The sequence below is a fragment of the Nostoc sp. DSM 114161 genome (assembly GCF_052692665.1).
This window is the reverse complement of record NZ_CP195141.1, coordinates 6,989,910-7,013,110: the sequence shown is the minus strand read 5'-3', so window position 1 is coordinate 7,013,110 and position 23,201 is coordinate 6,989,910. Positions and strand designations below refer to the sequence as shown.

The window sequence follows — 23,201 nt, the reverse complement described above, 5'->3', positions numbered from 1 at the left end:
TGATTCAAATCTCTGTGCTTCAGGGCATCAGTCTAAACAATAAGTATTCAATCGGACATGATATGACTTTTGTATTCCTGCTACTTTATACTCCATTTTTTTGCAGATGTGTATGTAATTACACTGAATGTAATAAAATTATTCTGCCGATTTTGGCATTAACTTCAATATGGCAGTAGTATTTGCTGCAACATTCGTTTTTTGCCACAGTATGGGGTGGTATTCAATCCGACACCAGGGATCGGCCATATCTTTATAATGTCTATGGAACGCATGACCTGATTGTCCGGGAGTGTGAATTGCCAATGAATTATCTAAATTTCCCAAATCTACAATCATCCGCAATGAAGGAATATCTGTCACTTCAAAGGATTTATCCGCCCGCCAACGGTTAGCATTCACTGTTTCGCCGTTCCCAGCCGTGGCAAAGCCACCGCGATTAAACATAGCTTCAATGGGTGCAACTCCAGATTTACCCAAGGTGGCATGGCGAAAAGTGACGGTATGTAGTTTGCCCCAATTCCAGTTTTTCGAGTCTTTACCTTGAATGCGTTCTAGTTCATCCACCGCTTTTGTCAAGGATTCTTGAAGGATTTGGTCGCGGTTCTCAACTTTTGGGGTGTTGCGATTGTCCCACCAAGAACTATTGGGTTGTTTCACCAGATTTGCCACCACAGCATACCAGCGATCGCCACCATCAGGAAAGTATCTTTTAGGCAACTGGTCGTGAAATGTGTTTGCTAGTAAGTGTTTCCAGAATACTTCAAACAAAGCCGCAGCCTGTGATGTCGTTCCCAACTCCAAATCCCAATTTTCTAGGAGTTTTTGGGCTGCTTGCAAACGGGGTGTATCGACTGCGATCGCTTGTAGTAATGGTACTAGTGTTTGGGCATTGAGATTGCGATCGCTCCCTTGTATCTGCTGCACATCCTTCAAAGAAATCGCCTTAGTTTGTTGCGAAATCATCTCAACAATTTGCTTTGCCCGATAGCCATAAACCCAGTCTCCGGTAATTAAATACGGATATTCACGGGAAACTAAATTATTAGCACTAGCAATAAAACCTTCGGTCGGATTGAAACTTTTGGGCAGTTCCTCAAAATCAATATAGCCTTGCCATTCGTATTCATCCGTCCAACCAGGAACCGGATAACGCCCATCTCCCTTGGCTCTGATGGGGAATTTACCGGGCATTTGGTAGCCAATGTTGCCATCAATGTCAGCGTAGACCAAATTCTGAGCGGGAACATCATAGTTTTTGGCAGCAGCGCGAAATTCCTGCCAATTTTGGGCGCGATTGATTTCGGGAATAGCATAGCCTAACTTAGAAGGCGCTAATGCCGTCCAGCACAAAGCTACGGCGTAATTTTGCGGCAATTCTAGCGCCTGACTGGGTTGGAACTGCTGGAGATTTGGCGAAACATCAGAGAGAATCGGCCCGTGTCTGGTATAGCGAACCGTTTGCACAATTGGCTGACTTCCGGCAACTTGAATCGTTTCTTTCACAAGTTCCATATCAACCCATTTGCCATTGACCTCATATTGGTTGGGGTTTTTCGGGTTGATTTTCTCGATGTATAAATCCATCACATCAGATTGAACATTAGTCACACCCCAAGCAATGCGATCGCTATGACCGATAATTACCCCAATCGTGCCTGCAAAAGAAAAGCCAGCAACATTGTAAGGACATTCCGCACTCTCAGACGTACAATGCAAACCAACCTCATACCAAATCGAGGGAATTTGCACGCCCAAATGCGGATCGTTCGCCAAAATCGGCTTACCTGTAGCCGTGCGTTTACCAGATATCACCCAGTTATTTGAACCAACACCAATTCCCGTAGAACCAATTAGTTTTTCCAAAGCCATCATCGGCTGATTAATTGACTCTAAAGCAGAGAAGAGGGAAGAAGACGCGGGGACGGAGAGACGCAACGACGCAAACAAAGAATTCTCCCTGTCCTCTTTCCCCATGTCACCTTGTCCTCCGAAGTTTGGAGCGGAGGTTTCCTCCGCTCCAACTTCTCTCCTTGTCCCCTTGTCCGCTTTCTTCCCGAACTCCGGCAAAATCACCGGTAAATCTTGAGGATAGGGCGGAAAAAGTTCTTCAACTTCGGCAGGGGTGAGAGTTTTAAGCAGTATTGCACGTTCGATTTCGCTTTGAAAATTTCTGCCCAAGTCGTAAGCCATCACCTTACCCCAAGTTAGAGAATGGAGTATTTGCCAAGGTTCTGGCTGATATCCAGGATTGAGAAATTTTAATACAGCGTATTCTAAACTCAAGGTACTGCCTTGATGTTTCGCCAAATAAGCGTTGACACCATCCGCATAAGCTTCCAGATATCCCCTCATTTGATCGTTGATTTGCGGGATTTCTTGTTGCGCCACCCTCGCCCAACCCATTGTTCGCAGATATTTGTCAGTCTCAACTTGGGAGGAACCAAACATTTCTGAGAGTCGCCCAGAACCAATGTGTCGCCAAAAATCCATTTGCCAAAAGCGGTCTTGGGCGTGAATATAACCTTGAGCCATGAATAAATCGTGGGAGTTGGCAGCATAAATATGGGGTACTCCCCATTTATCGCGCTCAACACTTACTTCGGCTTTCAGTCCAGTTAGTTGAATTGTGCCACTTTCTTGGGGAAACGATTGGCGCACAATGTGAGTGACAAGCCCCATGAAAAATAACCCCAAGACTAACAGGAAAATTAAAGTTCTTTTGAGAATCTCAAGAAACCAAGGTTTCGTAAAGCTTTTTATTTGGGCTTGCCGTAACATTTTTGGGTCAGATCGCGCGACATCATACAGCTTAAAACATTACAGATTCGCTTTCAGGTTAACTATGACACTTAATTATTCAAGTCTTTCTCATCGCCTAAGAACAATACGATCTTCGATACGTAGCCGGCGCAATAGAAGCTGTAGTTTCTCAAAAATAGGACTTACGCACACTCTATCAATTCTTCTCTACGAGACGCTGCGCGTTCGCGAAGCGTTCCGCAGGAAAGGCGTTCTTGGCGTCTTCTCTGCGAGACGCTACGCGAAGGCGGTTCGATAAATTAAGCTTTTTCGTGATTTTTGCGTAAATCCTGAAAAAGATTTGCTAGCGATCGCACCCAAATATCGCGAGTATATTAAGCAAGCTCAAAGCACCAAAAGTGTTTATCACCTACGCTCGACTAAAGAGATTTCGCAATTTTTTGAATCAATGGAAAAAACAAAGGCGAATAACTCTTCAAACTTGACGTAGGAATTTACTGACACAGCTACAATAATCTGAAGAATACTTTGAACAAGCCTAAAAGTATTTTCGAGTACGATCGCTGGAGACAAAAAATGAGCTTAGCTGGATTAAGAATTGTGTTGGTAGAGCCAGCTGGGCCTTTGAATGTCGGCGCGATCGCCAGGGTAATGAAAAATTTCGGACTACATAACTTAATATTAGTAAATCCCCAATGCGATCCTTTGTCGCCAGAAGCTTTAAAAATGGCTGTTCATGCCAAAGAAATTTTAGAATCTGCGGTAGTAGTGGCAACTTTACTAGAAGCATTGCATGGATGTGTCAGAGCGATCGCTACCACAGGTCGGCTTAGCAGTTGGGAAATACCTTTAGAAAACCCCCGCACTGCCCTACCCTGGCTACTTGAGGAACCAGAAAAACCCGCAGCTTTAATTTTTGGCAGGGAAGACCGGGGATTAAGCAATGAAGAATTAAATTACGCTCAGCGCTTTGTTTTTATTCCCACAAATCAGAATTATTTATCCTTAAATTTGGCTACTGCTGTGGCAATCTGTTGTTATGAATTGTCACAATGTACCCAGCAACCAGAAACTCAAGTTTTACCCCAAAGCGAACTCGCGCCTTTAGATGTTGTGGAAACATACTACCAGCAATTAGAATCATTACTACTGAAAATTGGTTATCTGTATCCACATACCGCAACTAGTCGCATGGAAAAATTTCGCCAACTGTATAATCGCGCAGGGCTACAAACTGGTGAAGTAGCTATGCTACGGGGAATTTTGCGGCAGGTAGAATGGGCACTGAAAAACGAGAGGGATGGTGAAAACTTGTAATAATTCGTTTAATATATACGCAATCACCCCCCCCAAAATATTTAATATTAAACTAAACACAAAAATGCTACTTAGTAGCAAAGTGGAATTTGAGCATAAATATTGCTTGAAGGTTAAGTTTTGGGTCAGGAGTCTGCAAGAAAACAGTCCAGTGGGTCACAAGGAGTAGCAGTGTCAGAGTCAAGTGGCGAACTAACAGCTTTCTCGCGGCGTCAACCCTTAAACCGCCGCCAGCGTCCACAAAAGGTTCAAAAAGTGGCAGCAAAGAAAGTGAAAGCTAACAGCCAGCAGCAAGTTGTTGCTGGTAAAGCGGCGCTAGCACGCCCAAAAAATCGCATGGTTTCTGGGCAAACCCCAGCGACTACACGCCGGGTAAAATCGGAGTTAGTCATGCCAGCGGCAGTTAAACCTATACCGACTGCGAAAGTAAGAATTCCTCCCTCGCAATCGGGTGTTGCAACAGTTAAAACGGTGCGGATGGAAAAGCCAAAAATTGGGAGGCGTTCATCGCGGAAGACGCGGTTAAAGCCAATGGCCAAAACCATATTGTATGTACTGCGCTTGTTGATTGTCGGTGTTGGGATGGGCGCAATCGTAGGCACGGCCTTGTCAGTATTAGACCCCGCTAATCGCATCACCACAAGTTCAGCGCCCCAAACTAGTAATAGTAATGTGACGCGATCGCAGACGCAACCAACCCCTACTCCCCCAGTGACATCTTCAACCCTACTTTTATCTCAGGAAATTATCTCCTTAAAAAATACGGTACAAAATTTAGCCACCAGCAACCCAAATCTCACGCCCGGAGTTTTCTTAGTAGATTTGGATACTGGTAATTATGTAGATATTAATGCCTCTACCAGTTTTCCTGCGGCTAGCACAATCAAAGTACCGATTTTAATTGCCTTTTTTCAAGATGTAGATGCCGGGAAAATTCGCCTTGATGAAATGCTGACCATGCAGCAAGAGGCGATCGCAGGCGGTTCGGGAAATCTGCAATACAAAGCAGCCGGAACCCAGTATGCTGCTTTGGAAGTCGCCACTAAAATGATTACCATCAGCGACAACACAGCCACAAACATGCTAATTACCCGACTGGGAGGCATCGATGCTTTAAACCAGCGTTTCCGCAGTTGGGGATTAACAACCACAGCCATTCGCAATCAACTGCCAGATTTGCAAGGGACAAACACCACTAGCCCCAAGGAACTAGGGAATTTGATGGCAATTGTCAGCCAGGGAAATTTAGTCAGTATGCCATCACGCGATTTAATGCTGGATATTTTGCGCCGCACCCAGCGAGACTCATTGTTGCCATCCGGTTTGGGAACAGGCGCTAGAGTATATCACAAAACAGGTGATATCGGCACAATGTTGGCAGACGCAGGTTTAATTATTGTTCCCACTGGTAAGCGCTACGTGGCTGCTGTGATGGTACAACGCCCCAACAACGACCCCCGCGCCGAAAAAGTCATTAGCTCGATTTCTCGCGCTGCTTACCAAGAGTTTAGCCAAAATCCAGTTACACCAAGCAATACTACAAGCACTGTACCTCCCAACGGTTATCAACCGCAGATTGCCAATCCTGTTTTACCCAACACCACCACAACCACCGTACCCATGACTGGTTATCAAGCTCCGATTATCAGTCCTTTACCCAATGGTATGGGAAATACTTTACCAACAAATAGTTATCAAGCTCCAGTTATGAATCCGCAATATTATCCCCCAAGATAAGGGACTTGCAAATAAAAAAATATCCCATCGCCTTGGCGCAGGGGAGCAAAGGGGAGGAACAATTGTATTGAGTCCATAAATTTGGATAATTTGTTTTTTGGAGTTATCTAATTTGGGATTTTTGAATTTTTAATTTTGCATTTATCCTGGCATCTACCACCCCCAAAATTTAATTTTTGCTGGAATTGTAGTGAAATTAATGTAGTTTTAATCTAAATTTAGCTCAATACTAATGCAGATGTAGGGTGTGTTACGCCTTATAGCAACGCACCCTATTATTGTTTTGTGTGCAATTTCAGTTAATACTGTTTCAGTTTAAGGTCCATACAAATATCAGGGCGGCCGTATCTAAAATAACTCTCGATCGCAACGAAAGTTAAGAACCAACGAAAAAATCTTGGGGACAGAACGACCTCTGTCTAGATACAGTTCAGATAAGACCAAAACACTTGTAGAGACGGCGATTTATGAGCCAGCGCGTTGCGGAGCGAGTGTGGTCTTGGGGGTTTCCCCCATGAACAACTCGCGTTGGGGTTCCCCCCGTTGTAGCGACTGGCGTCGCGTCTCATAAACCCAGAATTTTGTACAATTAACCTTTAACTAAACCATATTGGGCTGGATAAACCAAGAATCCCCCTGATAACCGCGAAGCAGAGCAGGGGGAGTGTCAAGTTGCTATTAAAATACAAAGGTAGTTCGCATTAATCCAACCCAAATTGTATCGTTTGCTGCGTTATGTTCGGGATTTGTAATCATTAAAAAACCCGGAGTAATCAAAATTCTGTCAGTCAGGGGGTAGCGATAAGATAATTCAAAATGTAAAGATGTATCTGGATCGCGGCGTTCAATAACATCATTACTCGTCACTTTCGGAGGCATTCCAAAGACAAAACTTAATTGACTGCCTAATTTGCCCAAATCTGTTAGTGATGCGGTAACAGCCCAACTCCAGATATCTGCATCAGCACCTCGCGAACCGTTGAGATTACTAACAGTAGGTGAACCCTCAGCTTGAGCGTTAAAGTAGCTAGTCCAACCACCTAAAGTTAATTTATCAGTCAATTTGTATGTGAATTGTAAACCAAAAGCATCGGAGGAAGTAGGTGTATTTCCCCCGAATGGTAATTGAGCAAATTGACTACCTTTCCTCCCTGTGATGTTATTAAAAGCTGTACCAGGTGTTGGAGCATAGTAATGACCGTAGGTAAAAGCAATTCCGATTTTATCTGATGGAGTATAGGTTACCTGAGTCAAAGCAGTATATTGACCGTTAAATAATCCTCGATCGGGAGCGCTAGCAGAACTGCTTAAATAACTAATACCTGCGGCTATTTGGTCTGTGAATTGATAGTAAGCTATTGCACCACCGCCAAAAGCAAAGGAATAGATCGGACTTTCTGCACCAAAGGTAGAAATTGAACTCACAGGATTCAAAGCTGGAAAAATGCGAGTGGGAAAGTCTGCTGTTGGGGCAATGGCTATGATACCGCGATCGCCTATGGGAAATTCATAAAATAGCGAGCTTAATATGACATTATTGCCAGTGTTTACTGCACCTACCAAACTAGTCATATTTGTGCCCGTGACACCAGTGCCTAAATCATTAATATTCCCTGCTAAAAGTTGAGTTCGTAATCTATCTTTCCCTGTAAAACTGGTATCTAAAGTCAAATTTGTTAGTGCAGAGAAGGTAGTATTTACATTTAAGTCTTCTGTGGGATTACTACCAGGAGGAACTGCTTTTCTATCGCCAAAGCCACTAATTACATTCAAGAGTACTGCACCTCTTAAAACTGTAGTGGTGCTAAACTGACGCTGTGCAATTAACTCTGTCTTTCTTTCTAAGTTACCTATTTTGGCATTAATACTTTGCAGTTCTCCAGCAAATTCTTCTTGCAATCTTTGGAAAGTTGCCAAGTCTTCTTGAGTAGCAAATTTATTGTTTAAGCTGGAAACTGAACGTGTAACTTTTAGCAAACAATTTTCTAGGGCGGCGGCAAATTCATAACGGGTCATCGCCCGTTTCCCATTAAAATTACCTTGACCATCACCGCTAATACATTGGTATTTTTCGACTAAGTTACTCAACGCTTCATAAGCCCAATGGTCGGGAGTTACATCTTGTAATTGATTAACATTGATGATTTGCTCTAATTCTGGAGGAGAATTACTATATAGTTGTTCGCTTTGAGCTACCGGAATTTGTCCAAGTTCTTGACTTTCTACGTAATCTCTAAAACTGCTCTCCTGCTTTTTGAGAAGCTTTGAATTTTCCCTATTATTCAACAGAGAAGGAGATTGGGGGTTTAGGTTTGGCGTTAAATTTTCTGTAATTTCGGGCGTGGAATCAACAGTAACTAAGTTTGATTGATTTTCAGATGAGAGTCGAAAATCGTTCGTATTATTTAAGTCTTCTTTTTTTAAAGAATTAGAATTTAAATGTATTTGAGCTAAAACTGGCAATGAAGTTAGTAAGCTTCCACTAAGAATTAGTGAAGTAAGAGTAACGGAAACATTCGATTTTTTCATTATTTTTCTCTGAATTATCCTCACACAAACAAAAATTCTAAAGTAAGATATTTTTCAAGCAAAAATGCCACAGCTTTAGGCTGTATAATTAATAAGCTAACGCGCCTACATATTGCACAAACTCCATGTAGACCGTCATTAGTCATTAGTCATTAGTCATTTGTGTTTACCAAGGACAAAGGACAATTGACTTAGGACAACCTGACCAGTTGATGTGCAATCTTATTTGCGTAACAGCTTAATAATTCATCGATACCCAAAGTTGTTGTCTGATTGACACATTCTACAATCTTAAATTCTGCCCTTTAATAAGGTTGAAGTTTCACTTCATTCTTGACAGCTTCAATTAATTTGGGAGTAGCATTCTCAGGAACTTTGGTATATCCCAAATCCTCATTCAAGCTTTGTCCTTTAGTCAAGATCCATGTCAGCAAATTTTGAGTTTTTTGCAGAATATCTTGGTTGGGATACTTTTTATGCACCAGCAGCCAAGTTAAACTTACTAAGGGATAGCCATTTTCTGGTTGGATATCTTCTGTTGTGAAGTCCTGTTGAAATTTGATATTTGCTAGAGCTTTTTTGGTTTCTTCTAAAGTTGGTTTGATATAATTACCAGCTTGATTTTCAATACTGGCGATCGCTAGTTTATTTGCCAGAGCAACGTTTGTTTGCACATAGCCAATCGCACCATCAACTCTTCGGACTTCTCCAGCGATTTCACTATCTTGACTCAAAGCCGCATATACCCGAAATCCCCATTCTGGTTTTCTACTAGCTAGGATTTTCCCTCCGGTAATTTTCTGCAAGTATTTGGTGAGAATAAAGCTAGTACCGGAATTTTCCGAATTAACTACAACTTGGATTTTTTTATTAGGAAATCGAGAATTAATTTGTTGCCAATTACTAATTTTACCTGTGAATATTTTTGCTAATTGCTCGCGAGATAACTTGACATCGCTACTTACTTCTTTGAGGTAATAAACGATAGCTAATGTACCCCCAGCCATTGGCACTGTTAACAACCCATCTTCCATTTCATTGATTTCAATTGGGGTAGGAATTAAAGTAGTAGCGCCAAAGTCTACAGAGTTTCTCGCGAACAACCGAATACCACCACCACTGCCAACAGCGCTATATTTAAATTTTTCACCTGTTTCTTTTTCGTATTCTTGGCTGTAGCGTTCTATCAGAGGTTGAGCAAAAGAATCACCAGCGCCTCTGAGTAACTGAGCAAAAGCAGCATTGGTGGTGAAATGAAATGTTGTGGCAGCTACTAATGTAGTAGTAAAAATTTGTGGATATTTAATGATTTTCACCTTACTCGCCAGTATTTTTTTGCAAAAAAAGCATTAATTTTAGAATTTAGATAGGAAAGGTTCCAAATCTAAATTCTCAAGCACATTCTCTAGCTGATATTAATTTTTTTGCGGTAAATTATGACCTTATTAGCATCAGGAGCAACTTCTAACCAAAAATCCTGAATAACAAATTGATAATAAAGTTCTCCCAGACGGGTACTCCGCCAAATGCTAACTAATTGGTCATTTGGTGCCCATCGTTTAAAAGCTTTCACAGCAATTTCCGGAACTCCGCTGGAGTCTATTTGCTCGTCAACTTGCGTAATAGTGCCATTGGGACTAACTTGTGCTTCAACTTCAAAGCCTTGTTGATTTTTTCCTCTGACTATGTATATTAAGGAACCATCAGATTTCATTTCAATTCGGGCTTGGTTGAATTGAGCATTTGTCACTGTTTTGGCAGCAGATATAGCTGTAGCTGGTACTTCTTCTAGAGGAATTTTTCGGACTATTCCCCCTAAATTTTGGGCTAGTAATATGTTGCCTTTCTCAGTTAAAGATTGAGCCTGAGCATTACAGGGAGAAATGGAGGAGGTAAAAACTGCCATCCCTGCAACTATTAGTATTCTGCACAGCAAATTATTGGTGTAAGACATGATATTTGTGTTAATGCTTGATATTTTGAACAATTCTAAAACCGACGTGTTGATAAAAATTGTCACGGAACCAATTGAATTGATTTTTTCAATTATTGGATAGCTGTGGGTCATTTTTATATCTTTCTGGACTTGTTTCTAATTTCACATACAGAAAATCAATTCCTTCTTGTTCGAGTAATTCTAGTATGGCTAGATTTAAGTTCTTCTCAGCTTCAAAGTAGAGATTATCATCATTTACAAATGCCATAATTTCAATCACGCGAGCATTCTGTTCAATTTTGCTGAACCGAACCGTACATGATGGAGACAAACCAGCAATAGATTGTGGCATTTCTTGAATGCTATTGCAAATTTTAGTAGTTTGTTGTGCTGAGATAAAATCTATTTTGAGAGTTAAATTAATGCCCCATCTTAACTCTTTGCCAGGATTTTGTGACCAATTTTCTACAATTCCAGTAATCATTTTGGAATTAGGCATTTTTATAATAGAACCCCACTTAACTATATGCAATGTTGTAGTTCTGAATCCAATATTTAATATTTGGACAAAACCATCTACTCCTGATACTCCCACCCAGTCACCTTCTCGATAGAGATTATCAGAGTAGATAATCAAAGTACAAAACCAATCAAAAACAATGTCTTTAAGCAGCAAACCTAAAGTAATACCAGCACCACCTAATAGCCCAACCAATGCACCTGCTGATTGTCCTAGAAATATCTCACTGAGTTTAATTGCTAGAACAATAATTGCTACTGCTTGAAAAATCTTTGGCATTAAAGGTCGGAGTAACTCATCAAGTTCAGTCTCGGTGTGCAGTACCACATTAGCAATTAACTGCCCAAAGATAGATGAGCCTCGGTACACAATATAGGCAACGATAAAAATCACTATTAAGTTGAGCGTCTTCCCTATTGCTTCATTTAACTGAGGCCCTAAGTTATCTGCCAAAATGACTTTTGATAACCATATTCCACCAATTAAAATTAGCCAACCTAGTGAGGGTTTGAGAACTGCAATCAATTCATCATCAAGTGTATTTTTAGTTTTGCTAGTAAAACGCTCAATGCTCTTAATGATTACAGCAATAAACAACCGTCTTAACAACTGTGTTAGCGTCAAGATAACGATCGTAACTATAATTTTGGTGACAGGAACGCCAGAATAGTTGATATTTTTTATTATGTTCCAAACTGCTTCCATAGATTGGTCATTTCTGTCTCTTAAGAGAGGAACAACGTCAAAAGTTTTCCTTGAAGTTCAATCGGCTTTTTAACTACTCTGGGGAAAACATTCGTAAAATGTCTTAGCAGATAGCATTCAGATAAGGCAGTCGCGAAATGACTGTGGGATTTTCGAGCAATACGGCTTTCTAGAGCCAACGCGCCGACTGGCTCTAGCCGTTACCATTAATGTTGCCATGAGTAAAACAAACGTCGAATTTCCGATCGAGTAAATCTTTAGGTTCAGCAAGAGGCATATTTCATCTCCGTTATACTGTTGTATCAGCCGTGGTGTTTGACTATTCGGTGTGGCTAGTGCTAATCAACAATCTTTCAAAATTTTGATTAAAACACAAGGACAGATAAGACAGATAAGACAGTTAAGAAGATATTTAACAAAAATTTAATAAAGCTATAGCTCATTCATAATAAATAATATTAGTGATGAGTCAAAGGGCATGATACAATAATGTTAATAACTCCCAATTAGCGTTATTTTAGTCTCCCTCAGATTTAATTCAAGACCAGCATTCTGCCCCCTTCAACATTGGTCGGGCAATTGAACTGAGGGAATTTGAGTTATCTGAAAGTCAAGCTTTAGCATCTGGACTGGTGGGAAAATCTGCAAATCCTACAACCGTATTCAAAGAGATTTTAGAATGGACAGCCAAACAACCATTTCTGACTCAAAAACTCTGTCGATCGCCATTTCTACTTAATTTATTCCTCAGGGAAAAGAATTCGTCAGCGTTAAGCAAATAGTCGAATCGCGGATTCTCAAAAACTGGTAAGTACAAAATGAACCAGAGCGATCGCGGGTTTTAAATATAAATCTAGGTAAAGCTAACTGCGGATTGGGGATTGCGTTATCGAACAAAAACTATGTCAGAAATTTCTCACTTGAAGTGGCTAGTAAGATCGTAATCCGCCTAATCACTTATCAAAAAATTTCTCCGCCTCCTCGCATCTTCCTGTCTCAGTCTCAGTCCTAGCGATCGGTCTTCAACCGGACAGGATATGATTTGCCGCCTACTCAGTTTTGTAAATATTAGAAGATATTGTTACATCACTAAATATTTAGTTTCTTAAACTTTAACAATAATATTAATTTGGCTGGGCATTATTAATATACAAATCTAATATTTTGTGAATTTAAGGGTTTTGCTTTCAAACACTTAAAGACACGCCAGTTCAACCTACTGATTTTTGAACGCAGCACAAATTATGTTAACTCTTCCTGGCTATTCTTTTATAGAAACCTTGAACGAAGGCGTTGATAGCTTTGTTTATCGCGCCATCAGACAGGTAGATAAAACTTCAGTCATTATTAAAGCCCTTAAAGCAGAATATCCCAGCCTAAAAGAGTTAACTAAAATCAAACATGAATATAAAGTCCTTAATAGTTTAATAGATGTTAAGGAAGTTATTAATCCTTTAGCTTTAGAAAAATATCAAAATAGACTAGCTTTAGTTATAGAAGATTTTAATGCCATATCGCTCAAGCATTTTACCAATACCGATAAATTATCGCTAAAAAACTTCCTTATTATAGCCACTCAATTAGCATCAGGTTTAGCAAATATTCATCAAAAACAATTTATTCATAAAGATATAAAACCTCAAAATATTATTATTAATCCTCAAGATATTACTGTTAAAATCATCGACTTTAGTATTGCCTCGCACTTATCTAGAGAAAATCAAACCCTCAGCAATCCTAACTTAATCGAAGGCACTCTTGCCTATATGTCTCCTGAGCAAACTGGCAGAATGAATCGGTCACTTGATTATCGTACTGATTTTTATTCTTTAGGAGTCACCTTTTATCAAATGCTCACTGGTTTGCTACCTTTTGATAACAACGATCCGCTAGAAATAATTCATTCCCACATTGCAAAAACTCCCGTTTACCCTCAGGAAATTAATTCAGAAATTCCGCTAGCAATTTCTGAGATAACTATGAAACTTTTAGCCAAAATGGCTGAAGATAGATATCAAAGCGCCTTGGGTTTGAAAGCAGATTTACAATTATGTCTCCAGCAGTTAGAAAACAACGGCAAAATTAGTAATTTTGCTATTGGGCGATTAGATTTATCTAGCCAATTTATCATTCCTCAAAAACTGTATGGTAGGGAAACAGAAGTTAATACATTATTAAATGCTTTTGAGCGAATCGGCAACGGTCAAACAGAGATGATGCTCGTGTCGGGATATTCGGGAATTGGCAAATCTTCTTTGGTGAATGAAATTCATAAGCCAATTGTTGGCCAGAGAGGATACTTTATCTCTGGTAAATTCGATCAATTTAAACGTAATATTCCTTATGCTTCATTAATTCAAGCTTTTCAAGAATTAATGCGGCAACTTTTAACAGAAAGTGCTGAATCTTTAAAAGATTGGCAATCTAAACTATTAGCAGCACTTGGTGAAAATGGTCAAATCATCATAGATGTAATACCAGAAATAGAACGAATTATTGGCTGTCAGCCTGCGATACAAAAATTAGGTGCAGCAGAATCACAAAATCGTTTCAATCGGGTATTTCAACAATTTATTCATGTCTTTACTAAACGAGAACATCCTCTAGTTTTATTTTTAGATGATTTACAATGGGCAGATTCAGCTTCTTTAAAATTAATCGAGCTAATTATTACCGATAGTGACAGCGAATATTTATTATTAATTGGAGCTTACCGCGATAACGAAGTCAGTGCTACTCATCCCTTAGTTCACACACTAGAGCAGATTCAAAAAGTTAGAGGTAATATCACTAATATTGTTCTGAAAAACTTGGATATTGACTGCATAAATCAGTTAGTTGCCGATACTCTATGTAGCAGTAATTTAACGGTTAAACCACTAACTGAATTGATTTTTCACAAAACTCAGGGTAATCCCTTTTTCTTAACTCAACTACTCAAATATCTTTATCAAGAAAACTTATTAGACTTTAATTTTTCTCAAAGTAGATGGCGATGGGATATTGAACAGTTACAACTAATTAATATTACGGATAATGTTGTTGAATTAATGGTAGGACAGATTCAAAAGCTGTCACCGGAGACAATTAATGTTTTAAAAATAGCCGCTTGTATAGGAGACAAATTTACCTTACAGGTATTAGCAACTGTTAATAAAAAAAGTCAATCAGAAACCGCCGCAGATTTATGGACAGCGCTGCAAGCAGGTTTAATTTTACCCTTAAATAACTCCTATAAAATACCCTTAGTATTTGACCAAAAAGAAATAACAAATTACGCTAGCCCAGCAGAACTAATATTAAATGATACTCATCAAACCATCGCATATAGATTCTTGCATGACCGAGTACAGCAAGCAGCTTATTCACTGATACCTGATGAGCAAAAGAAAGCAACGCATCTGCGAATTGGTCAATTACTGCTGCAAAATACAACGCCAGAAGAACGTAAAGATAATATATTTGCATTAGTTAATCAACTAAATTACGGTAGTGAACTACTCACATCTGAGTCAGAAAAATATGAACTAGCTCAACTCAACCTGATAGCAGGTCAGAAAGCAAAAGCAGCAACAGCGCACGATTCCGCTGTCAAATATTTGCAGGTGGGTTTGGGATTGCTTGCAGAAGATAGTTGGGAAAAACAGTATGAACTGACATTAATGCTGTATGAGGAAGCAACAGAGGCAGCTTTTTTAAGCGGTAATTTCGACCTGATGCAGAGATTTTTTACCGTAGTGCAAAACTGCGCCACCTCGCTATTGGACAAAGTGAAGGTATACGAAGTCCAGATTCAAGCTTATATGGGGCAGAATAAGCTGCCGGAAGCGATTAATATAGGATTACAAGTTTTAAAACTGTTGGGGGTGAAGTTTCCCGAAACAGTGAACCCTTCAGATATTGAGCAAGCATTAGAAGAAACAGCATTCATTTTAAGTGGGAAAGAACCCTCGGACTTGCTCTACTTACCTCAAATGACTAACCCCGATAAAGTGGCAGTGTTGAGGTTACTGTCAAGTCTATCTATTCCCGCCTACTTAGGCGCTCCAGAACTCGTACCTCTATTGGTATGTAAACAAGTTAATTTATGCGTTGAGTATGGCAATGCTTCTGTGTCTCCCCATACATATTCCCTTTATGGTTTTCTTTTGTGTGGGGTTGTGGGAGATATCGAACGAGGCTATCAATTTGGGCAATTAGCTTTAGATTTGCTTTCAAAATTAAATGCCAAACAAGTCAGTGCTAAGACACACCAAATGGTATATATATTTATTCAACATTGGAAAGAACATGTTAGCAATACCATAGAAACTTTTCGATCGAATTACTCTAGGGGTTTAGAAACTGGAGATTTGGAGTATGCTGCTTATGGTGCATTGGAATATTGCTGTCAACAATATTTAGTAGGCAAACAACTAGCTTCTGTTGAACAAGAAATGGCAACCTACTGGGATGCTATTAATAAAATCAAGCAAGAAATAGTACTTCATTATCACGAAATTTTTTGGCAAGCCGTCTTAAACATGATGGGCAATAACCAAAATCCCTGCATTTTACAAGGTGAAGCTTACGATCGGGAGAAAATGCTTCCTTTGCACCACACAAACAACGATCTTATACCAATTTATTTTGTCTACTTAGAACAGCTAAAGCTTTGTTATCTGTTTGAAAACTATTCCCAAGCGCTGGAAAACCTCAATCAAGCAGAAAATTATTTGAGTGCAGCAGCAGGGCAGATAGTTTTTGTTATTTTCTATTTCTACGATTCTTTAATTTGGCTGGCGATGTATGGGAATAATCTAGAGTCTGAGCAGCAGGGCATTCTCGATCGCGTACAAAGTAATCAAGCAAAAATGCAAAAATGGGCGCATTATGCCCCAATGAATCATCTGCACAAATTTTATCTTGTGGAGGCAGAAAAACATCGAGTACTTAACCAAAATATTGAGGCAATAGAAAATTACGAAAAAGCGATCGCACTTGCTAAAGAAAACGAGTACCTCAACGAAGAAGCCCTCGCCCATGAATTAGCTGCCAAGTTTTATCTGTCATGGGGTAAAGAAACTATTGCTCAAACTTACATGACTAATGCCTATTATGCCTACTTACATTGGGGAGCTATGGCTAAAGTCAAGGATTTACAAGCTCGCTATCCTCAATTGATTATGCAAAGGCGTGAGGTGGATTTTCGTGAGACATTGCCAAGTATCCAAAAGTCAGATGCAAACAACAAAGAACTTACTCAAATACATCCTACCATCATTGAAGACACTGGCAATCTCGACTTAATGACGGTGATGAAAGCTTCTCAAGCTCTTTCTGGCGAAATTGTTTTGAGTAAATTGCTGGCTAAATTAATGCAAATTGTACTAGAAAATGCTGGCGCACAAACTGGATACTTAATTTTAGAAATAGATGGCAATTTACTCATAGAAGCAAAAGCTACCGTGGAACAAAAAGAAGTAATTGTTATGCAATCAGAGCCACTAGCTACTAGCCATGAGTTACCTATTTTTGTCATTAATTATGTAGCCAGAACGCAAGAAAACGTTCTATGTAGCAATACAACTTGTGAGAGCATTTTTGCCACAGATCCTTATATCGTTACCTACAAACCCAAGTCATTATTATGCACTCCCCTCCTACATCAAGGAAAATTAGCTGGCATTCTCTACTTAGAAAACAATCTCACAACTGAAGCTTTTACCCCAGATAGATTAGAAATCTTAAAACTTTTGTCTTCTCAAGCAGCAATTTCCATTGAAAATGCTCGTCTTTATAGCGATTTAGCAACAGCTAACGCCACTTTAGAAGCAAAGGTACAAGAGCGAACCCAAGAATTACAAGAAAAGAATGTGCATTTGCAAAAAGCTGAAGCAGTAGCGCAATCTGCTAATCAAGCGAAGAGTGAGTTTTTAGCAAATATGAGCCACGAACTTCGTACACCTTTGAATGGCATTTTAGGTTACGCCCAAATTTTACAACGAGATAAAGATGCTACAAAGTCTCAAAAAGATGGACTAAATATAATTTATCAGTGTGGCGACCATCTTTTAAATTTGATTAATGAAGTTTTGGATCTTTCCAAAATTGAAGCGCGAAAAATGGAATTATACCCAACAGAGTTTAATTTTCCCGAATTACTCGAAGGAATTGCAGAAATTTGCCAGATTCGCGCTCAACAAAAAGGTATTACTTTAATTTATCAGGCAACAAGTAATTTGCCTAAAGGAGTAAAAGCGGATGAAAAACGTTTGCGACAAGTTTTAATTAATTTACTCGGTAATGCGGTGAAATTTACAGAGGTAGGTGAAGTCAAATTAAAAGTAGGCTATCACAATCACAAAATTAGGTTTCAGGTGGAAGATACAGGTGTGGGTATGGCTCCCGAACAATTAGAAGAAATCTTTTTACCCTTTCACCAAGTAGGCGAGCACAATCACAAAGTAGAAGGTACGGGATTGGGACTATCCATAAGTCGCAAATTAGTACAAATGATGGGAGGAGAAATTCAGGTTACAAGTACTTTAGGTAAAGGCAGTATTTTCTGGTTTGATATTGATTTGACAGAAGTCGAACAATCTCCAGAGTCTATGAAGGGAGCAGCACAAAATATTATTGGTTATCAAGGTAAAAAGCACACAATAATTGTTGCTGACGATCGCTTAGAAAATCGCTCAGTTTTAGGTAAAATTTTAACTCACTTTGGATTTGAAATTGTAGAGGCAGTGGATGGACAAGATTGTTTAAATAAAGCAATCGAATTGCAGCCTGATTGTATATTAATGGATTTGATGATGCCCACATTGAGCGGTTTAGAAGCGACTCGGCGAATCAGGCGATCGCCAGAAATTAAAGATATAATAATTTTGGGAACTTCTGCTAGTGTTTTTGATTTCGATCGAGAAAAAAGTAAAGAAATCGGATGTAATGACTTTATTCCTAAGCCTATCCGAACATCAGAATTATTAGCAAAATTGCAAGTTTATTTAAACTTGCAATGGATATATGAGGAGAAGTTAGAAAATATTTCTGATTCTCCATGTAGTGCTGGGGAACAAACTTTAGTCTTTCCTCCACCTGAAGAAATAGCTGCTCTGTTGAATTTAGCTAAAAAAGGCGATCTTAAGGGAATTATTGAGCAAGTATCTCGCTTACAAAAATCAAATCTTGAATATATTAACTTCTCTCAAGAGATACAACAATTAGCTAAAGGCTTTCAAGTTAAAAAAATCCGTGAATTTCTGATAAATGCAGGCAAATAATTATGAATTTTGAAAATGATAACAACGTTATTTTAATTGTTGATGATACCCCAACTAATTTAGGAGTTTTGTTCGATTTATTAGCAAATGCAGGGTTTCAAGTTTTAGTTGCCCAAGATGGTGAAGATGCAATTGAACAATTAGAATATGCTGTACCCGATCTAATTTTGTTAGATGTAATTATGCCAGGGATCGATGGCTTTGAAACTTGCCGTTATTTAAAAGCTCAGGAAAGTACAAAAGATATTCCGATAATTTTCATGACGGCACTTTCAGAAACAGTCGATAAAGTCAAAGGATTGAGTCTTGGGGCTGTAGACTATATCACCAAGCCATTGCAGCATGAAGAAGTATTAGCTCGTGTCAAAATTCATTTAAGTCTGCGAAATTTGACCAAAAAATTGCAAGATCGTTCTCTGCGTTTAGAACAAGAGATTCAAGAACGATTTAAAGCAGAACAAGAGCTTTTGCAATTAACTGCTGAATTAGAAAAACGTGTAGAAATCAGGACATCTGAACTACAAGCAGCAAATCAGCAATTGCACCAAGAAATTCAAGAGCGTATCTTAACAACACAAGCTTTGCAGCAATCAGAAACTCGTTATCGAGAACAAGCCAATCAGCTAGAAGTTGCTTTTCGTCAATTGAAAGAAACTCAAAGTCAGCTAGTCCAAAGTGAAAAAATGTCTAGTTTAGGACAACTCGTAGCAGGAGTAGCCCACGAAATTAATAACCCTGTGAATTTCATTTATGGCAACTTAACTCATGCAAAACAATATATTCAAGATCTGCTCTATCTTTTATATTTGTATGAAAAAAATACTCCTGAGCCGTCACTAGAAATTCAGGAACACATAGAAGTAATCGATTTATATTTTCTCACTCAAGACTTGCCAAAACTGCTATCTTCTATGCAAATTGGTGCAGAACGCATCCGCGAGATTATTCAATCATTAAGGAATTTTTCGCGGCTTGACGAAGCAGAAGTAAAACCAGTTGATATTCACGATGGTTTAGATAGTACACTCTTAATTTTGCACAGTCGGCTCAAAACTAGTGCAAATTCTTCATGCATTGAAGTAATCAAAGAATACGGAGATTTGCCGCTAGTATCTTGTTATCCTGGGCAATTAAATCAAGTATTTATGAATATCATTGCTAATGCGATTGATGCTTTGGAAGAGTATGAAAAAGAACAACCTCCGCAAAATTTTCAATCTTGCCGCAGCCAAATTTGGATTCGCACTAGAGCCATTAACAATGAATATGTTGCTATTCAAATTGCAGATAACGGCCCAGGGATGACTGAAGAAGTACTGCAATATCTTTTCGACCCATTTTTTACGACAAAGCCTGTGGGTAAAGGGACGGGTTTAGGATTGAGTATTAGCTATCAAATTGTTGCTAAACATGGCGGTACTATGCAATGTATTTCTGCACCTGGACAAGGGGCAGAGTTTACTATTACAATTCCTCTACAAGTGCGATCGCCTGAACTAGCCTGTTCTATTTCAAACAGGGTTCATTGTCGGTAAACGTGCGGACGCAGAGAATTTTGAATTATAGTAGCAAGAAAGACCCTTAAAAGCCGCTTAGTGTCATACCATTTCACGAAATTTTTGATACAAATCATTTTTCTTGCTCCCTCTGCTCCCAAGAGCGAACACATCTTATTTGCTAATAATATTAGGTAAGCATAAAAACTCAATGTTAAAGAGTATAGGGAAAAACAATGCCCGATCGAACATTTAGAACAAATATTCCTGAAGTTGACCCAACGGAGATTGAAGATTCTCGAACTGCGATCGCCACTGAAACCTGAAACCCGATTCCCCCTAACCCCTACATCAATACCAATAATGTGTTGTAATTCTACTTCAATAGTAGTTATCCAATCGTTTTTGCAATTAGTTACTCATCCGCTCTAACTCTAAGTCCTGCCAAGAGGTGGGGTCTTCTAACGGTTCCAAGTGTGTTGTCACGCTGGTTGAAGGCAATGCCTTAATGATGGCAAGCTCAATCTCCTCGCATAAATCATGTCCTTGCCGGACTGTCCAAGCTCCAGGTACTAATACATGGAAAGAAACAAAGCGACGGGTTCCAGCAATCCGAGTTCGTAGTGCATGAAACTCGATACTTTGGCCTTTGTATTGATTTAGGATTGTGGTAATTACGTTAATTTCTTCAAAAGGCAAGGCAGCATCTAGTAGCCCGGAACCAGTTTCTCGCAACAAACGAAATCCTGTCCAAATAATATTTGCTGCAACCAAGAGTGCAATAATCGGGTCAAGCACTAGAATGCCTGTTACCTTAACCAAAAGAATACCGAGTACCACACCGCCTGAAGTCCATACATCGGTAAATAAGTGGTGAGCATCAGCCCTTAGCGTAATCGAACGTAATCGCCGTCCTGCACGCAGTAAGACAAAGGCAACAACGCCGTTGACTGCTGTTGCCAACAGTGAGAGTGCTAATCCTAACCCTAGCTGTGTTAACGGTTCTGGATGTAACAAGCGTCCCCAAGCTTCGATAGCAATGATGATTGCTGCCAATACAATCAACATACCTTCTGCCCCACTGGAAAAGTATTCTGCTTTGGAATGCCCAAAGGCGTGTTCTGCATCGGCTGGTTTCGCAGCATAAGTTAATGCCCACAGTGCCACCAATGCTGCCACAAGATTTACACATGACTCGATGGCATCTGAAAGCAGCCCTACCGAGCCAGTTAGCAAGTAAGCCCCAAACTTGAGGACAATTGTAGCGATCGCCGCTGCAATCGACAAGAAAGCGTAGAAGCGAGCTGTTTGATTAGCAAGCACGTTCATTTAGTAAGTATAGTAATTCAAATTTATTACAGTAACAAACTTTGCCCCGGCTGCCATCAACCCTGAGATTTTTATACAGGTATTCCTGAGAGCCTATTGAACCTCGCATGATTAGAAGTCACGCGTCTTTGTTTTTGACAAAGGTGCTTAACAGCTTATGCCTGTGTGCATACATAAATATCTACATTAAGTAGATTGATATTTTTGCCAGATTTTTTGACATTATGAGAGAAATATGAAAAAATTTCCGGCAGAATTGATGACTATCCCAAAAAAGAAACCCAGCTTAAGCGAAGTTCACCGCAGCATCAAAATCCCCAACAGCAATAACTTTTGGCGCAAAATGCTGGCTTATGCGGGGCCAGGATATTTGGTTTCAGTGGGATACATAGACCCTGGAAACTGGGCTACAGACATTGCTGGGGGAGCAAAGTTTGGCTACACCTTGTTAACAGTCATTTTGCTGTCGAACCTGATGGCGATATTACTGCAATCGCTATGTGTACGTTTAGGTGTTGCTACAGGGCGAGATTTGGCACAGGCTTGCCGGGACTATTTCGGTCAAAGGGTAAGCTTTTGTTTGTGGGTACTGTGTGAGATTGCCATTGCAGCCTGTGACTTGGCAGAACTACTAGGAAGTGCGATCGCCCTGCAACTTTTATTCGGTATTCCCTTAGTATGGGGTGTGTGTATCACTGCGCTGGATGTCTTGGTATTGCTATTCCTGCAACATAAAGGCTTTCGCTATACAGAAGCCTTAGTAATAATGCTGGTAGCAACCGTAGGCTTGTGTTTCACAGCGGAAATTGTGTTCTCCCAACCTGATATTGGGGGGATTTTATTAGGATATCTCCCCAAGAAAGAAATTTTACAAAACCCAGAAATGCTCTACATTGCCATCGGCATTTTAGGTGCAACAGTGATGCCTCACAACTTATATTTACACTCATCTATTGTGCAAACCCGTGATTGGCAACCTAGTACTGAAACAAGATGGGAAGCGATTAAGTTTGGCACAATTGATTCAACTTTTGCTCTGTCATTAGCACTATTTATCAACTCAGCCATTTTAATTGTATCTGCCGCCACGTTTCATTTTTCTGGAAATCATAATGTGGAAGAAATACAATCGGCTTACAAACTGCTTTCACCATTATTAGGAGTCAGTGCTGCTAGCGCCATATTTGGTATCGCCTTACTTGCCTCTGGTCAAAGTTCAACACTGACTGCAACCTTAGCTGGGCAGATTGTGATGGAAGGCTTTTTACAATTTCGTTTTCCTTCTTGGTTACGCCGTTTAGTTACCCGTCTGCTTGCTATCATTCCAGCGTTGATTACAATTATTATCTTTGGGGAACATAGCACAAGCCGCCTCATAGTTCTAAGTCAAGTTATCCTCAGTTTGCAGTTACCCTTTGCTGTGATTCCATTGGTAATGTTTACGAGTAACCGTCGCTTAATGGGTGAGTTTGTCAATCCCTTATGGCTCAAATCTTTAGCTTGGGGAGTTGCTATTATTATCGTTGGACTAAATGTTTGGTTGCTATTACAAAGTATTTTAGGTTAAATTTCAAAACCTTTACTCAAAGGGAATCCTACACTTT

11 protein-coding genes and 1 pseudogene are annotated in these 23,201 nt (G+C 39.7%); 6 read left to right on the top strand and 6 right to left on the bottom strand.

Going from position 1 to position 23,201, the window contains the following annotated elements; translation table 11 throughout:
* Positions 1-138: 138 nt before the first annotated feature.
* Positions 139-2,781 carry a penicillin acylase family protein gene (locus tag NSTC745_RS29160; protein WP_445634116.1) on the bottom strand — a complete coding sequence of 881 codons (2,643 nt, stop codon included), beginning with the start codon at positions 2,779-2,781 and terminating at the stop codon, positions 139-141.
* A 558-nt stretch (positions 2,782-3,339) separates the two neighbouring features.
* Between NSTC745_RS29160 and NSTC745_RS29155 the strand changes: the two genes are divergently transcribed.
* Both NSTC745_RS29155 and NSTC745_RS29150 read left to right on the top strand, forming a co-directional pair.
* On the top strand, positions 3,340-4,080 hold the full coding sequence (locus NSTC745_RS29155) for an RNA methyltransferase (protein WP_445638715.1): 741 nt from the start codon (positions 3,340-3,342) through the stop codon (positions 4,078-4,080).
* 171 nt (positions 4,081-4,251) lie between these two features.
* Complete coding sequence (locus NSTC745_RS29150) at positions 4,252-5,817, top strand: serine hydrolase (RefSeq protein ID WP_445634115.1); 1,566 nt, start codon at positions 4,252-4,254, stop codon at positions 5,815-5,817.
* A gap of 678 nt (positions 5,818-6,495) precedes the next feature.
* On the opposite strand, the gene NSTC745_RS29145 is transcribed toward NSTC745_RS29150, so the two are convergent.
* From NSTC745_RS29145 to NSTC745_RS29130, 4 genes are all read right to left on the bottom strand, one after another.
* Complete coding sequence (locus tag NSTC745_RS29145) at positions 6,496-8,346, bottom strand: iron uptake porin (protein WP_445634114.1); 1,851 nt, start codon at positions 8,344-8,346, stop codon at positions 6,496-6,498.
* Positions 8,347-8,651: 305 nt separating this feature from the next.
* Positions 8,652-9,662 carry a substrate-binding domain-containing protein gene (locus NSTC745_RS29140; protein ID WP_445634113.1) on the bottom strand — a complete coding sequence of 337 codons (1,011 nt, stop codon included), beginning with the start codon at positions 9,660-9,662 and terminating at the stop codon, positions 8,652-8,654.
* Between the two features lie 89 nt (positions 9,663-9,751).
* Positions 9,752-10,414 (bottom strand): hypothetical protein, encoded by a 663-nt coding sequence (locus NSTC745_RS29135; RefSeq protein WP_445634112.1) that lies wholly within the window; start codon positions 10,412-10,414, stop codon positions 9,752-9,754.
* Complete coding sequence (locus NSTC745_RS29130) at positions 10,389-11,507, bottom strand: mechanosensitive ion channel family protein (protein WP_445634111.1); 1,119 nt, start codon at positions 11,505-11,507, stop codon at positions 10,389-10,391. Before NSTC745_RS29130 ends, NSTC745_RS29135 begins: the two co-directional genes overlap by 26 nt.
* Before the next feature lie 1,244 nt (positions 11,508-12,751).
* Between NSTC745_RS29130 and NSTC745_RS29125 the strand changes: the two genes are divergently transcribed.
* The 3 genes and pseudogenes from NSTC745_RS29125 to NSTC745_RS29115 form a co-directional block, all read left to right on the top strand.
* Entirely contained in the window at positions 12,752-18,772 is a 6,021-nt protein-coding gene (locus NSTC745_RS29125; protein WP_445634110.1) for an AAA family ATPase, read from the top strand.
* A 2-nt stretch (positions 18,773-18,774) separates the two neighbouring features.
* Positions 18,775-20,307 carry a hybrid sensor histidine kinase/response regulator gene (locus tag NSTC745_RS29120; RefSeq protein ID WP_445634109.1) on the top strand — a complete coding sequence of 511 codons (1,533 nt, stop codon included), beginning with the start codon at positions 18,775-18,777 and terminating at the stop codon, positions 20,305-20,307.
* Positions 20,308-20,504: 197 nt separating this feature from the next.
* Positions 20,505-20,588 (top strand): annotated as a pseudogene (locus NSTC745_RS29115) (DUF2267 domain-containing protein); the annotation flags it as partial.
* Positions 20,589-20,679: 91 nt separating this feature from the next.
* Here NSTC745_RS29115 and NSTC745_RS29110 read toward each other — a convergent pair.
* Positions 20,680-21,591, bottom strand: coding sequence for a cation diffusion facilitator family transporter (locus NSTC745_RS29110; RefSeq protein ID WP_445634108.1), 912 nt, complete (start codon positions 21,589-21,591; stop codon positions 20,680-20,682).
* 265 nt (positions 21,592-21,856) lie between these two features.
* Between NSTC745_RS29110 and NSTC745_RS29105 the strand changes: the two genes are divergently transcribed.
* Positions 21,857-23,164 (top strand): Nramp family divalent metal transporter, encoded by a 1,308-nt coding sequence (locus NSTC745_RS29105; RefSeq protein WP_445638714.1) that lies wholly within the window; start codon positions 21,857-21,859, stop codon positions 23,162-23,164.
* The last annotated feature ends 37 nt before the right edge of the window (positions 23,165-23,201 follow it).

What these genes read in the sequence shown, in the direction of transcription:
- NSTC745_RS29105 (WP_445638714.1), top strand. Translation starts at nt 21,857, where the DNA reads ATGACTATCCCAAAAAAGAAACCCAGCTTAAGCGAAGTTCACCGCAGC.
- NSTC745_RS29160 (WP_445634116.1), bottom strand. Translation starts at nt 2,781, where the DNA reads ATGTTACGGCAAGCCCAAATAAAAAGCTTTACGAAACCTTGGTTTCTT.
- NSTC745_RS29130 (WP_445634111.1), bottom strand. Translation starts at nt 11,507, where the DNA reads ATGGAAGCAGTTTGGAACATAATAAAAAATATCAACTATTCTGGCGTT.
- NSTC745_RS29125 (WP_445634110.1), top strand. Translation starts at nt 12,752, where the DNA reads ATGTTAACTCTTCCTGGCTATTCTTTTATAGAAACCTTGAACGAAGGC.
- NSTC745_RS29120 (WP_445634109.1), top strand. Translation starts at nt 18,775, where the DNA reads ATGAATTTTGAAAATGATAACAACGTTATTTTAATTGTTGATGATACC.
- NSTC745_RS29135 (WP_445634112.1), bottom strand. Translation starts at nt 10,414, where the DNA reads ATGACCCACAGCTATCCAATAATTGAAAAAATCAATTCAATTGGTTCC.
- NSTC745_RS29145 (WP_445634114.1), bottom strand. Translation starts at nt 8,346, where the DNA reads ATGAAAAAATCGAATGTTTCCGTTACTCTTACTTCACTAATTCTTAGT.
- NSTC745_RS29155 (WP_445638715.1), top strand. Translation starts at nt 3,340, where the DNA reads ATGAGCTTAGCTGGATTAAGAATTGTGTTGGTAGAGCCAGCTGGGCCT.